This is a genomic window from Pseudomonas sp. UFMG81 (assembly GCF_015354575.1).
GTDB lineage: Bacteria > Pseudomonadota > Gammaproteobacteria > Pseudomonadales > Pseudomonadaceae > Aquipseudomonas.
Window position 1 is genome coordinate 24,033 of the sequence record NZ_JACAFQ010000011.1, and the last position, 14,300, is coordinate 38,332.

Below are 14,300 nucleotides of genomic sequence, written 5' to 3' on the forward strand. Positions count from 1 at the left end.
CGCTATGCTCTATATTGGTGCACAACTTGAGGGGGCGCCCCGTGCTGCAGCCCAATCTGGTTCAACTGAATCGATAAACCAACGATTTCTGTCCCGAATTCGCGCAGCCACAGGCGTTTTTGTGGAAATTGCGCTTCTTTTCGGAGCCTTGGTTTGTTTCTTGCATTTTCCCGGCATCACGCGCATCAACCGCGCGCCTGCCCGGCGCCCCATGTGCCAAAAGAGGTCGACGACGCCCCATGACCATCAGCGATGCACAGCACCGTCTGCTTCTGGACAACCTGACCACGGCCACGCTCCTGCTCAACGCCGAGTTGCGCCTCGAGTACATGAACCCAGCCGCGGAAATGCTCCTGGCCATCAGCGGCCAGCGCAGCCATGGGCAGTTCATCAGCGAGCTGTTCACCGAGTCGACCGAGGCGCTCAACTCATTGCGCCAGGCGGTGGAGCAGGCGCATCCGTTCACCAAGCGCGAAGCCCAGCTGACCTCGCTGACCGGCCAGAGCATCACCGTCGACTACGCCGTCACACCGATCCTGCACCAGGGCAACACCCTGCTGCTGCTCGAAGTGCACCCGCGCGACCGCCTGCTGCGCATCACCAAGGAAGAGGCCCAGCTGAGCAAGCAGGAAACCACCAAGATGCTGGTGCGCGGCCTGGCCCACGAAATCAAGAACCCGCTCGGCGGTATCCGTGGCGCGGCGCAGTTGCTGGCCCGCGAGCTGCCGGACGACGGCCTGCGCGACTACACCAACGTGATCATCGAAGAGGCCGACCGCCTGCGTAACCTGGTCGACCGCATGCTCGGCTCGAACAAGCTGCCCTCGCTTTCAATGACCAACATCCACGAAGTGCTGGAGCGCGTGTGCAGCCTGGTCGAAGCGGAAAGCCAGGGCGGCATCACCTTGGTGCGCGACTACGACCCGAGCCTGCCCGACGTGCTGATCGACCGCGAGCAGATGATCCAGGCCGTGCTCAATATCGTGCGCAATGCCATGCAGGCCATCGGCGGGCAGAACGAACTGCGTCTGGGCCGCATCACCTTGCGCAGCCGCGCCGTGCGGCAGTTCACCATCGCCCACGTTCGCCATCGCTTGGTGGCCCGGGTCGAGATCGTCGACAACGGCCCCGGCATCCCTGCGGAGCTGCAGGACACCCTCTTCTATCCCATGGTCAGCGGCCGCCCGGACGGTACCGGGCTGGGCCTGGCAATCACCCAGAACATCATCAGCCAGCACCAGGGCCTGATCGAGTGCGAAAGCCACCCCGGCCACACCGCCTTCTCGATCTACCTGCCCCTGGAACAAGGAGCCACTGCCTCATGAGCCGAAGCGAAACCGTCTGGATCGTCGATGATGATCGCTCCATCCGCTGGGTCCTGGAAAAGGCCCTGCAGCAGGAGGGCATGACCACCCAGAGCTTCGACAGCGCCGATGGCGTGATGGGCCGCCTGGCCCGCCAGCAGCCGGACGTGATCATCTCCGACATCCGCATGCCCGGCGCCAGCGGCCTCGACCTGCTGGCACAGATCCGCGAACAGCACCCGGGGTTGCCGGTCATCATCATGACCGCCCATTCCGACCTGGACAGCGCCGTGGCCTCGTACCAGGGCGGCGCCTTCGAGTACCTGCCCAAGCCGTTCGACGTCGACGAAGCGGTGTCGCTGGTCAAGCGCGCCAACCAGCACGCCCAGGAACAGCAGGCGCTGGAGGTGCCTCAGGCCCTGGCCCGCACCCCGGAGATCATCGGTGAAGCGCCGGCGATGCAGGAGGTGTTCCGCGCCATCGGCCGGCTCAGCCACTCCAACATCACCGTGCTGATCAATGGTGAGTCGGGCACGGGTAAAGAACTGGTGGCCCACGCCCTGCACCGCCACAGCCCACGCGCGGCCGCGCCGTTCATCGCGCTGAACATGGCGGCGATCCCCAAGGACCTGATGGAGTCCGAGCTGTTCGGCCATGAAAAAGGCGCGTTCACCGGCGCCGCCAACCTGCGCCGTGGCCGCTTCGAGCAGGCCGACGGCGGCACGCTGTTCCTCGACGAGATCGGCGACATGCCCGCCGACACCCAGACCCGCCTGCTGCGCGTGCTGGCCGACGGCGAGTTCTATCGGGTCGGCGGCCATGTGCCGGTGAAGGTGGATGTGCGTATCATCGCCGCCACCCACCAGAACCTGGAAACCCTGGTGCAGGCCGGCAAGTTCCGCGAAGACTTGTTCCACCGCCTCAACGTGATCCGCATCCATATCCCGCGCCTGTCCGACCGCCGCGAGGACATCCCGACCCTGGCCCGCCACTTCCTCGGCCGCGCCGCCCAGGAGCTGGCGGTCGAGCCCAAGCTGCTCAAGCCGGAAACCGAGGAGTTCATCCGCAACCTGCCATGGCCCGGCAACGTGCGTCAGTTGGAGAACACCTGCCGCTGGATCACCGTGATGGCCTCCAGCCGCGAAGTGCTGATCGGCGACCTGCCACCGGAGCTACTGAACCTGCCGCAGGACGCTGCGCCGGTGACCAACTGGGAGCAGGCCCTGCGCCAGTGGGCCGACCAGGCCCTGGCCCGTGGCCAGTCGAGCCTGCTCGACAGCGCCGTGCCCAGCTTTGAGCGGATCATGATCGAGACCGCACTCAAGCACACCGCCGGGCGTCGTCGCGATGCCGCAGTCTTGTTGGGTTGGGGGCGCAATACCCTGACGCGCAAGATCAAGGAGTTGGGGATGAAGGTGGATGGCGGTGACGAAGACGAGGGTGAGGACCACTGATTGTGCTGTAAGTCAGTGACATCCTGGGGCTGCTGCGCAGCCCATTCCGGCCGGTCCGGCGCCCCGGCAAGGCCGCTCCTACAGGAGAAACGCTATCCCCTGTAGGAGCGGCCTTGTGCCGCGAAAGGGCCGCAAAGCGGCCCCAGCCATTTCAGCCCTGATGCACCGATCCTGTGCCCCACGCACCCGATGAAGGCACAAATCCCCTCGAAACCCGGCCAAATAGCCCTGAAACCCAGTATTCCCAAGCGTTTCAAAACTGGCACGCCCCCTGCAATAGACACTGCATCTCCAGTTTCGGGGGCCTCGGTACAGGCAGGCCGGGATATCCCCTCTTTTATTTGCACGACGCAACACCGTTTCGGGGACCCTGGTACAGGCAGGCCGGGAAATCCCCCTTTTATTCGCAGCAGCAACCCGCTTTGGGGACCTCGGTACAGGCAGGCCGGGACATCCCCTCTTTTATTCGTGCAGCCTCACCTGCACCTTCCAGCGCCCGTCGTCCTCTGCACCTGACCATTCCCCTTGCAGAGGGCGCGCGGCAATCAGCGTCAGCAGCAAGCCTTCCTTGCTCTTCTGCACCCGCCAGCCCACCGGCTTGCCCTGCAACAGCAACTGCCCTCGCTGGGCCTTGCCCTCGGCCTGGAACACCAGCGCCACGGTGCCTTCGACGTTCTCGCCATGCAGCTGGGGTTCTTCGTTGAACCACAGGTCCAACCCGTCCTGCACCACGTCGACCTGCTCCAGCACCCGCTCCTCGGGGGTGGTCAGGCGGCCGATCATCAAGCCCACCATCAGGCCGACGATGGCCAGTGACAGGATCACCCGTGGGAACGCCTTCGAACGCGGGTCCGGTTCGGGGGTAGAATGCCCGTCATCTTCACGCTTGGAGCCGTGCATGTTTCACGTCATCCTTTTTCAACCAGAAATTCCGCCGAATACCGGCAACATCATCCGCCTGTGCGCCAACAGCGGTTGCGACCTGCACCTGATCGAGCCCATCAGCTTCGAACTGGACGACAAGCGCCTGCGCCGTGCAGGGCTGGACTACCACGAGTATGCCACGCTCAAGCGCCACGATAGCCTGGCCGGATGCCTGGAGAGCCTGGGCCAGCCACGCCTGTTCGCCTTCACCACCAAGGGCTCGCACCCCTTCCACGAGGTCGAGTACCAGCCCGGCGATGCCTTCCTGTTCGGGCCCGAAAGCCGCGGCCTGCCAGCCGAGGTGCTGGACAGCCTGCCGCCGGCGCAACGCCTGCGCCTGCCGATGCGGCCGGGGTGCCGTAGCCTGAACCTGTCCAATACCGTGGCGGTGACGGTGTATGAGGCCTGGCGGCAGCAGGGGTTTGCCGGAAGTTGAGTATCGCCTGGCCTGGCCCTATCGCCGGCAAGCCGGCTCCCACAGGGACCGTACTGTACTTGTGGGAGCCGGCTTGCCGGCGATAGGGCCGCAACAGACAAACAAAAAGGGCGACCGAAGTCGCCCTTTTTGTTTACCGCGATTACTGCACAGTCGGCACTTCACCGGCTTCCTGCATACGCTGCAGCTCTTGCGCGTACAGGGCGTCGAAGTTGACCGGCGACAGCATCAGCGCCGGGAACGAGCCACGGGTCACCAGGCTGTCCAGGGTTTCGCGAGCGTACGGGAACAGGATGTTCGGGCAGAACGCACCGAGGGTGTGGCTCATCGAAGCGGCGTCCAGGCCTGCGATCAGGAAGATGCCTGCCTGCTGCACTTCGGCGATGAACGCCACTTCGTCACCGTTCTTGACGGTCACCGACAGGGTCAGCACCACTTCGTGGAAGTCGCCTTCCAGGGCCTTCTGGCGGGTGTTCAGGTCCAGCGAAACACTCGGTTCCCACTGCTGGCGGAAGATCTGCGGGCTCTTGGGGGCCTCGAACGACAGATCGCGCACGTAGATGCGCTGCAGGGAGAATTGCGGTGCGTTTTCTTCGGCGGCGGCGCCGTTGGTCTGTTGCTCAGTCATTGCAGATCCTTGTCCTAATGTTCTTGAATGCAGTGCGAATCAGGCCGCCAGCAGCGCGTCGAGCTTGCCCGCGCGCTCCAGGGCATAGAGGTCATCGCATCCACCGACGTGCGTGCTGCCGATCCAGATCTGCGGCACCGAGGTGCGGCCGGCCTTCTGGCTCATTTCGGCGCGTACCTGCGGTTTGCCATCGACCTTGATCTCCTCGAACGCCACGCCCTTGCTTTCGAGCAGGTACTTGGCGCGCATGCAGTAGGGGCAGTAGTCGCTGGAATAGACGATGACGGGCTTCATATCACTTCACCAGGGGCAGGTTATCGGCTTTCCAGCTGGAAACGCCACCGCTGAGCTTGGCAGCGGTGAAGCCAGCCTTGAGCAGTTCACGGCAGTGGGTGCCAGACTGCTGGCCCATCGCATCGACGATGATCAGGGTCTTCTCTTTGTGTTTTTCCAGCTCGGTCATGCGGTTGGCCAGCTTGTCGTGCGGGATGTTGACCGCGCCGACGATATGCCCGGCCGAGTATTCCTTGGCGGGGCGGATATCCAGCACCAGGGCCTTGTCGGCGTTGACCAGCGCGGTCAGCTGGCCGTTGCTCAGGCTCTGGCCACCACGACGCACTTCGTTGATCAGCAGCAGGACCAGCAGAACGACGAAGATCGCTACCAGGATGAAGTGATCTGTCGCGAATTGAATCAGGTGAGCAACCATCGGGGGTGTTCCAGGCGATTGAAAATGGCGGCCAGTATACACACCCCCTTATGACCACCAAAGCGCCCGGAAACGGCCGGCATGCCGTATGTCCGACCGCGCTGGTCGGGCACTGGGAGGAATATTCGCCGTCGGTGGCGGATTTGCCCTAAAATGCGTGTCTTTATCATCTTTGAACAACCGTGAGTTTGATTGATGACGAGTACGCCTAAACCCTTGGTCCTGATCATCCTGGATGGCTTCGGACACAGCGAAAGCCCCGAATACAACGCCATCTTCGCCGCCAACACACCGGTCTACGACCGCCTGCGCGCCACTCAGCCGCACGGCTTGATCTCCGGTTCCGGCATGGACGTGGGGCTGCCCGACGGGCAGATGGGCAACTCGGAAGTCGGTCACATGAACCTCGGCGCCGGCCGCGTGGTGTACCAGGACTTCACCCGGGTCACCAAGGCCATCCGCGACGGTGAGTTCTTCGAAAACCCGGTACTTACCGGGGCTGTCGACAAGGCCGCCGGTGCCGGCAAGGCCGTGCACATCCTCGGCCTGCTCTCCGACGGCGGCGTGCACAGCCACCAGGATCACCTGGTGGCCATGGCCGAGCTGGCCGCCCAGCGCGGTGCCGAGAAGATCTACCTGCACGCCTTCCTCGATGGCCGTGACACCCCGCCACGCAGCGCCCAGTCGTCCATCGAACTGCTCGACGCCACCTTCGCCAAGCTCGGCAAGGGCCGCATCGCCAGCCTGATCGGCCGCTACTACGCGATGGACCGCGACAACCGCTGGGACCGCGTGCAAGCCGCCTACGACCTGATCGTCGACAGCACCGCCGCGTACACCGCCGACAGCGCCGTGGCCGGCCTTGAAGCCGCCTACGCCCGCGACGAGAGCGACGAGTTCGTCAAGGCCACGCGCATCGGCGCAGCGGTCAAGGTCGAAGACGGCGACGCGGTGATCTTCATGAACTTCCGCGCCGACCGCGCCCGCGAGCTGTCGCGGGTGTTTGTAGAGCCGGACTTCAGCGAATTCCCACGCGCCCGCCTGCCAAAACTGGCCGCCTACATCGGCCTGACCCAGTACTCGGCGAAAATCCCGGCGCCAGCGGCCTTTGCGCCGTCCAGCCTGAACAACGTGCTCGGCGAATACCTGGCGAAGAACGGCAAGACCCAACTGCGCATCGCCGAAACCGAGAAATACGCCCACGTCACCTTCTTCTTCTCCGGTGGCCGTGAAGAGCCGTTCGAAGGTGAAGAGCGCATCCTGATCCCGTCGCCGAAAGTCGCCACCTACGACCTGCAACCGGAAATGAACGCCCCCGAGGTGACCGACCGTATCGTCGAGGCCATCGAGCAGCAGCGCTTCGACGTGATCGTGGTCAACTATGCCAACGGCGACATGGTCGGCCATACCGGCGTGTTCGAGGCCGCGGTCAAGGCGGTCGAGGCCCTGGACGCCTGCGTCGGCCGCATCGTCGAAGCACTGGCGAAGGTCGATGGCGAAGCGCTGATCACCGCAGACCACGGCAACGTCGAGCAGATGGAAGACGCCTGCACCGGCCAGGCGCACACCGCCCATACCAGCGAGCCTGTGCCGTTCATCTATGTCGGCAAGCGCAACATGAAAGTGCGTGACGGTGGTGTGCTGGCCGATGTGGCGCCGACCATGCTCAAGCTGCTGGGGCTGGAAAAGCCTGCCGAGATGACCGGCACGTCGATTCTGCTCGACGCTTGAGCAGTGTATTGGGGCCGCTATGCGGCCCTTTCGCGGCACGAGGCCGCTCCTACAGGTAATGCGCAAACTCCTGTAGGAGCGGCCTTGTGCCGCGAAAGGCCTGCGCAGCAGGCCCAGAACACATGAATTCCAGACAAACGCCCCGCCGCACACGCCGCGGGGCGTTTTTTTTGCGGCGATGCGCGGGCATACTAGGCCAGTCTCCATCCCTGGTACGCCCAACCCCATGCTCCGCGCCCTGTTCATACTCGCCCTGTCATGCCTGCTCAGCCCGGCCTTCGCCGACGAGCGCGCACAGACCCAGCAACAGCTGGACGCCACCCGCCAGGACATCGCCGAGCTGAAAAAGATGCTGGGCAAGCTCCAGGAGGAGAAGTCCGGCGTACAAAAAGACCTCAAGTCCACCGAGACCGACATCGGCAACCTCGAAAAACAGGTGGAGGCACTGCAACAAGAACTAAAAAAGACCGAGGGCGAGCTGGAGCGCCTTGATCACGAGAAAAAAAAACTCCAGAGCGCCCGCGTTGAACAACAACGCCTGATTGCCGTCCAGGCCCGTTCGGCCTACCAGAACAACGGCCGCGAGGAATACCTCAAGCTGCTGCTCAACCAGCAGAACCCCGAGAAGTTCGCCCGCACCCTCAGCTACTACGACTACCTCAGCAAGGCCCGCACCGAGCAGCTGCGCGCCTTCAACGAGACCCTGCGCCAACTGGCCAACGTCGAGCAGGACATCGGCCGCCAGCAAGAGCAACTGCTCACCCAGCGCGCCGACCTCGACAGCCGCCGCCAGGCGCTGGTCAGCGAGCGCGACAAGCGCCAGCAGGTGCTGGCCAAGCTCAACAGCGACCTGAAAGAGCGCGACCAGAAGCTGCAAAGCCGCGAACAGGACCAGGCGGACCTGGGCAAAGTGCTCAAGACCATCGAGGAAACCCTCGCCCGCCAGGCCCGCGAAGCCGAAGAGGCCCGCCAGCGCGCCCTGCTCGCCAAGCAGGAAGAAGAAAAACGCCGCAAGGAACAAGCCCTGGCCGCCGCGGCCCGCGACAAACAAGCAGAGCCAGAAGAAGCCCCGAAAAAAGCCCGCACCACGCTGGGCCCGGTGGTTTCTAGCGACGGCGCCAGCTACGGCGGTGCATTTTCCGCAGCCCGGGGAAAACTTCCGTGGCCAGTCAATGGTCGACTGCTGGCACGCTTCGGCGACATGCGCGGCAGCGATGCCCGGGCCAAGTGGGATGGCGTAATGATCAGCGCCAGTGCCGGCACCCAGGTACGCGCCGTGCACGGCGGGCGCGTGGTGTTCGCCGACTGGTTGCGCGGCGCCGGGCTTCTGGTCATTCTCGACCACGGCAATGGTTACCTGAGCCTGTACGGCCATAACCAGAGCCTGCTCAAGAGCGCCGGCGACATCGTCAAGGCCGGCGAGGCCATCTCCACCGTCGGTGACAGCGGTGGCCAGGACAGCGCCGGTTTGTACTTCGCGATTCGCCAGCAGGGCCGGCCCACCGACCCTGCGCAATGGTGCCGAGGCTAAGCACCGACTACTTTTACGGCGCGGCGCTTGAAAACGCCGGGCCGATGCTCCCGAGAGGGGCGCCTACAGGATCAGGAGTTCGTTCGACATGCTGCACTCGCCTCGCCTCACCCAGCTGGCCCTGACCATCGCCCTGGTCATCGGCGCACCCCTGGCCCTCGCCGCCGAGCCGGCCAAGCCAGCCGCCGCCAAGCCAGCCACGGTGCCCGCCACCGAGGTGACCGCCAAGGCGCCGCTGCCGCTGGAAGAGCTGCGCACCTTCGCCGAGGTCATGGACCGCATCAAGGCCGCGTATGTCGAGCCTGTCGATGACAAGACCCTGCTGGAAAACGCCATCAAGGGCATGCTCAGCAACCTCGACCCGCACTCGGCCTACCTCGGCCCTGAAGATTTCCAGGAGTTGCAGGAGAGCACCAGCGGCGAGTTCGGCGGCCTGGGTATCGAGGTCGGCCAGGAAGACGGCTTCATCAAGGTGGTCTCGCCCATCGACGACACCCCGGCCTCCCGCGCTGGTGTGCAGGCCGGCGATCTGATCGTCAAGATCAACGGCGCGCCCACCCGTGGCCAGACCATGACCGAAGCAGTCGACAAGATGCGCGGCAAGGTCGGCGAGAAAATCACCCTCACGCTGGTGCGCGACGGCGGCAACCCGTTCGACGTGACCCTCACCCGCGCGGTGATCCAGGTCAAGAGCGTGAAAAGCCAGCTGCTGGAGAACGACTACGGCTACATCCGCATCACCCAGTTCCAGGTCAAGACCGGCGACGAGGTGGGCAAGGCCCTGGCCAAGCTGCGCAAGGACAACGGCAAGAAGCTGCGCGGCGTGGTACTGGACCTGCGCAACAACCCCGGCGGCGTGCTGCAAGCCGCGGTGGAAGTGGCCGACCACTTCCTCACCAAAGGCCTGATCGTCTACACCAAAGGCCGCATCGCCAACTCCGAACTGCGCTTCTCCGCCGACCCGGCCGACGCCAGCGAGGGCGTACCGCTGGTGGTGCTGATCAACGGCGGCAGCGCCTCGGCCTCGGAAATCGTCGCCGGCGCCCTGCAAGACCAGAAGCGCGCTGTGCTGATGGGCACCGACAGTTTCGGCAAGGGTTCGGTGCAGACCGTGCTGCCACTGGCCAACGACCGCGCGCTCAAGCTCACCACCGCGCTGTACTTCACCCCCAACGGCCGCTCGATCCAGGCCCAGGGCATCGTCCCCGACATCGAAGTGCGCCCGGCCAAGCTCACCGCCGAAACCGACACCGACAACTTCAAGGAAGCCGACCTGCAAGGCCACCTGGGCAACGGCAACGGCGGCGCCGACCGCCCCACCGGCAGCGCCAAGCGCAAGGAGCGCCCGCAGGACAACGACTTCCAGCTCAGCCAGGCGCTCAGCCTGCTCAAGGGCCTGAACATCACCAAGGGCGAATAAGCACACCCCATGCGTTTTCTGCTGTCCCTTCTGTTCTGCCTGCTGGCCGGCGCCGCGCACGCGGCCCCGGCCAAGGCCTACCTGAGCATCATCATCGACGACCTCGGCCAGAGCGAGGCGCGCGATACGCGTACTCTCGCCCTGCCCGGCCCGGTCACGATGGCGATCATGCCCGACACCCCCCATGCCACCACCTTCGCCCGCCAGGTGCACAAGGCCGGCAAGACGGTGATCCTGCACATGCCCATGGACCCGGCCACCGGCCCCTACGCCTGGCACCCCGGCACACCGCTGCCGGAGCTGGCCCAGCGCCTGGACGCCGCCCTGGCCAAGGTGCCCTTTGCTGCCGGCATCAACAACCACATGGGCAGCCGCATGACCTCGCAGCCCGAACCCATGGCCTGGCTGATGGGCGAGTTGCAGCACCGCCACCTGTTCTTCGTCGACAGCCGCACCAGTGCCGCCACCGTGGCTGCAGCCAAGGCCCAGGAGGTGGGCCTGGCTCATGTTTCGCGGGATGTGTTCCTGGATGACGTGCGTACCGTCGAAGCAATCGCTGCGCAGTTGCAGCAAGGCATCGAGCTGGCGCGCAGGCAGGGTTCGGCGGTGCTGATCGGCCACCCCTACCCACAAACGCTCGATGTGCTGGAAAAACAGCTACCCCGGCTCAAGAGCCAGGGCATCGAACTGATCACGATCCGCCAGATGATCGCCGAGCGCGGCAACCAGGCGATGCCCGCCCATGGCAAGGGCGGGCGCTACAGCAACCGCTGAGCCTGCCAGCCATCAGGCCAATGGCAGAATGTCGCGAACATCGCGCAGCTTGAAGGTGGCCCTGTGAATGTTCAGCGCATTGCCCTGCCTCATCGCCTGCAATTGATCGCGATAACCAAGCTTGCGCTGCTTCCAGGCTTTCAAGTGACCGCTGTCGAAATCTGCGGCGGGCGCAGCCTGGTCCTGGTAATGCAGGTGGGCTTCCCACAGGGGCTTGCCAACCAGGTCAGCCGGGCCGCTGCGCAGATAGATGGGATACTTGTCCAGCGCCGAAGTGTCCCCAAGCACATGACGCTTGCCTTCGTAGGTGACCCGCAGCCGCCCCTGGGCATGCAGGTCCCTTAACAACGCCACAGTAGGAAACTCGGTGGCTTTGGCGACCTCCACCAGCAACGCGCCGCGCAACTCGGTCAGCTCGGTCTGCGCAGCCTGGAGGCGCGACACCAGGTCAATGCTGCCCACGTCATTACCCAGTTCGCTGGCGGCTTCCGCCAGAAGGCCCGTGTGCCCTTCGATCAAGTCGACCACACCTTTGCCGTGAAGCGCCCCGGCCTGGCGCCGCGCCTCTTCGATCACCCACTGCTGATGCCCCAGCAGGGCCTCGCCCTGGGCCTTGGCTTTGCGCACATCCGTTGCGGGCAACTCGGGCCCCGGCAAATCGACGTTGTCATCCTGCAATGCCCAGCCCTCTGCCTGAGCTTGGTAGGTGTCGACCACCGCACCCGCCTGGTCAAGTTGCTGGATGACCTCGACACCGTCCACCGTGCGCCGCTCCCCGAGGAATGTCTCCCCGCTGGTGGTCTGCACCACCGCCGGTGGGTTCGCTGGCGTGTCGTAGGCGCCACCGAGCACAACCGGTGCTGCCAACTGCTGCTCAGCGACAGCCACGCGCAACGCCCGCTCGGCCTCGTCCCGCAGCCACACCAACGCCTGCCTGTAGTGCTGCAGCCATTGCACCTCGAGCTCTTCGCCGCCCGTCTTGATCAACAGGTCGGCGTTGACGATCGCACTTTCGTAGGCATCCAACGCACCGGCCAGCACCTCGATGCGATCCTTGGCGGCCAGCCCCTCGAAGCCAAGGTGCCCGTGGGAGGTCACCGCCCTGCGCAGCTTGGGACCATGCAGCATGTGCTCGACAAGCTTGAGCTGCACATTGCTGATCGCCTTGTCCGCACGCATGGCCAAGCTAACCAGGTACGTCAGTTGGCTTGACTGGATGATCACTGTGGTGACGTGACGCTGCTCCTTGATGGTGGCCAGCACCGCATCCTTGTCCTCGAACATCAGGCTGGTGTCACCTGCTGTCAGCGGGATCAGGCGGTCAAGGCTCTTGCTCGCACTCAAGGCGCTTTCGTGCAAAGCGACCAAACCTTCGAGCGCTTGCCGATACCGCTGGTAAGGAACGGCCACGTCCGCGACCAGTTTCCCCTTGATGTCTGCTTCAAGTTGATGGAGGGCCTCATAGTCGCCACCAAACCAGGCGTAGTGCAGGGCGGCCTGTTCATAGCCCAGTAGGTTCAGCCGCGCTTCCCCACGAGCCCGCTCGAGCCGCCCCGCCAGGGCCTCACCCTCCTCATCGGCGTAGCGCATCAGCACCGACGCATTGAGCCTGTCGTCATTCTCGCGGGCAGGCTCGATCATCGATTCAATCAACGCCAAGGCCTGCACGCGCGCCTCGCGCAGTTTGCGCACTGCGTCTTTCAGCGCCTGGTCAAGCTGCGTATTGGCTGGCTGCTGTTCGACCTTGGGAATCAGCTCGACAACCATGGCGTCAAGCGCTGTTACGACGCTGACATGCTGCGCATAGGCCTTTCTGGTCGACCTTGCCTCCAGACCGTATGCCAGATCATCCTGCAATGCGCTCTGTATACGCGCCTTGGCGTGTGCCGACAGGTCGACGGGCGCCCCCGCGGCCAGGCGCAAGCCGTCCAGTTGCCAGCGGCCACCCACCCGCCTGATGAAGGGCCCCTGTTCGCCCTCGGGGCCGACCAGATCAAAGACGCCCTCCCCACGCCGTACGCGATAAACATCCCCCCCCAGGCTCAGGTAGTAGTCGCCCTTCACTTCGTACAAACCCGCCGCACTGCCCGATGCCACTGGCTTGATGCCGGCAAGGGACACTGTGGAGCGCAGGCGCTTCAACGTCGCGCGCTGCATCGACGACAAGCCATTGAAGTTTTCTCCCCCGACAAAGGCATGGTCGAGCATCCGCTCTGGTACGTTGCCAGCAGTCAATGTGTCGAGCGCAGCCGCCTCGAACGGCATGCCCTGGGTCCGCGGCGTTGCACCGGCGTCCAGCAAGGGGCGAGGAGGCCGCTCGGCCAACTGCTGGGCAGCACCGGGCAAACGGGCATGCATCAGCACCATGGCGAAATTGAGCAGCAGGTCGACCACCGCTGCCGAGCGCTCGAAACCACTTTCGCCGCGCAGGGCCTCGAGGTCGTTGGCCAGGGAGGTGACGCCCTGCATGACCCACAGCAGCACGCCAACCGGCCCACGCACCAGCAGCGAGGCCGTATCGAACAATAGCCATGCACCCTGGGTGAACAAGGCCCAGCGACTCTCTGCGGTAGAAACCGACTGACGATCGGCCAACTCGATCAACTGCGCCTTGTTGATGTCGTACATGCCCTGGTCGATGTCGTGCAGTCGCTCAAGCACCACCCTTGGCGGCTTGGGCCTGGCAGGCAGGATCGAGGTGTCGTCGATCGCAACCTTCAGGTGCGGTTCGAGGAAGCCGCCATGGTCATAGACCACGCGTGCATCGGGGCTCATCCAGTCGAGCACACTGTCCTGCAGCTCGCCTGGCTGTTGCAGCAGGCTCAGCAGGTGCGCCTGGCTGCTGGTTTCGAGCAACGGCCGGTCGGCATACAGCGGCCGGTACAACACGCCTGGCAGGCTGGCGTCGCGCGGCCGGATGACATACATCCCGTGCACGTAGTCCAGCGCCGAGGCCTGCGCCTCGCGGCGCAGTGCCAATTGGGCGATACCAGCCCTGCGCGGAGGGTGCTGATCATCGGCATCACAGAAATCCGCGACCATCCGCCAGGCAGTTTCACCGATCTGGCCGGTGATCCATGCCTTCAAGGCATCCAGCCGCAGCCGGCAACGCCATTCGCGGGCAAAACACTCCAGCCGTTGCGCAAGACCGATGGGGTTGCCGAGTTTCTCGGCAACATATACGGGATAGCGCCCACCAATATCGACCCTTTCCACCAGATCGTAGAGGTAGGCCGGGGTCATCCAGTCCATGATCAACTGACCGTCGCGATGAGTGATCCGGCTGATCCTTGCCGCACCGAGGCTACTGAGGTTACCGATAGCGAACTGGGTCAAGGTCTGGATACCCGCCGAAACCAGGGGTTCACCTCCCCCCGGCCCCGTGCCAC

General features: G+C 64.5%; 12 protein-coding genes. 7 read left to right on the forward strand and 5 right to left on the reverse strand.

Translation table 11 applies throughout. The features are described 5' to 3' along the window. Positions 1-239 precede the first annotated feature (239 nt). Positions 240-1,325: a nitrogen regulation protein NR(II) gene (gene glnL / locus IX761_RS10495; RefSeq protein ID WP_194789523.1), complete on the forward strand. Its 1,086-nt coding sequence runs from the start codon at positions 240-242 to the stop codon at positions 1,323-1,325. Continuing rightward, positions 1,322-2,758 carry a nitrogen regulation protein NR(I) gene (gene ntrC / locus IX761_RS10500; protein WP_194789524.1) on the forward strand — a complete coding sequence of 479 codons (1,437 nt, stop codon included), beginning with the start codon at positions 1,322-1,324 and terminating at the stop codon, positions 2,756-2,758. Before glnL ends, ntrC begins: the two co-directional genes overlap by 4 nt. Before the next feature lie 462 nt (positions 2,759-3,220). Here the strand turns inward: ntrC and IX761_RS10505 are convergent, their stop codons facing one another. Continuing rightward, a complete protein-coding gene (locus tag IX761_RS10505) occupies positions 3,221-3,658 on the reverse strand; it encodes a hypothetical protein (RefSeq protein WP_194789525.1) in 438 nt (145 codons plus the stop codon). On the opposite strand from IX761_RS10505, the gene trmL reads away from it, so the two are divergent. Next, on the forward strand, positions 3,657-4,118 hold the full coding sequence (gene trmL, locus IX761_RS10510; RefSeq protein ID WP_194789526.1) for a tRNA (uridine(34)/cytosine(34)/5-carboxymethylaminomethyluridine(34)-2'-O)-methyltransferase TrmL: 462 nt from the start codon (positions 3,657-3,659) through the stop codon (positions 4,116-4,118). The genes IX761_RS10505 and trmL overlap by 2 nt on opposite strands. 142 nt (positions 4,119-4,260) lie before the next feature. On the opposite strand, the gene secB is transcribed toward trmL, so the two are convergent. From secB to IX761_RS10525, 3 genes are read right to left on the reverse strand one after another with little or no spacing between them, the layout of a single operon-like run. Beyond that, entirely contained in the window at positions 4,261-4,746 is a 486-nt protein-coding gene (gene secB, locus IX761_RS10515) for a protein-export chaperone SecB (RefSeq protein ID WP_194789527.1), read from the reverse strand. 39 nt (positions 4,747-4,785) lie between these two features. Then, positions 4,786-5,040 (reverse strand): glutaredoxin 3, encoded by a 255-nt coding sequence (gene grxC, locus IX761_RS10520; RefSeq protein ID WP_003249204.1) that lies wholly within the window; start codon positions 5,038-5,040, stop codon positions 4,786-4,788. A 1-nt stretch (position 5,041) separates the two neighbouring features. Then, complete coding sequence (locus IX761_RS10525; protein WP_194789528.1) at positions 5,042-5,455, reverse strand: rhodanese-like domain-containing protein; 414 nt, start codon at positions 5,453-5,455, stop codon at positions 5,042-5,044. A 195-nt stretch (positions 5,456-5,650) separates the two neighbouring features. Here IX761_RS10525 and gpmI point away from each other — a divergent pair, with 195 nt between their 5' ends. From gpmI to IX761_RS10545, 4 genes are all read left to right on the forward strand, one after another. Next, on the forward strand, positions 5,651-7,186 hold the full coding sequence (gpmI, locus tag IX761_RS10530) for a 2,3-bisphosphoglycerate-independent phosphoglycerate mutase (RefSeq protein WP_194789529.1): 1,536 nt from the start codon (positions 5,651-5,653) through the stop codon (positions 7,184-7,186). 226 nt (positions 7,187-7,412) lie between these two features. After that, positions 7,413-8,717, forward strand: a complete 1,305-nt coding sequence (locus tag IX761_RS10535) for a murein hydrolase activator EnvC family protein (protein WP_194789530.1) — start codon at positions 7,413-7,415, stop codon at positions 8,715-8,717. An 88-nt stretch (positions 8,718-8,805) separates the two neighbouring features. Continuing rightward, positions 8,806-10,137 (forward strand): S41 family peptidase, encoded by a 1,332-nt coding sequence (locus tag IX761_RS10540; protein WP_194789531.1) that lies wholly within the window; start codon positions 8,806-8,808, stop codon positions 10,135-10,137. A gap of 9 nt (positions 10,138-10,146) precedes the next feature. Continuing rightward, positions 10,147-10,911 (forward strand): divergent polysaccharide deacetylase family protein, encoded by a 765-nt coding sequence (locus IX761_RS10545; RefSeq protein WP_194789532.1) that lies wholly within the window; start codon positions 10,147-10,149, stop codon positions 10,909-10,911. A 12-nt stretch (positions 10,912-10,923) separates the two neighbouring features. Here the strand turns inward: IX761_RS10545 and IX761_RS10550 are convergent. Next, the coding region (locus tag IX761_RS10550) for a dermonecrotic toxin domain-containing protein (protein ID WP_228533443.1) at positions 10,924-14,300 on the reverse strand (3,377 nt) is incomplete at its 5' end.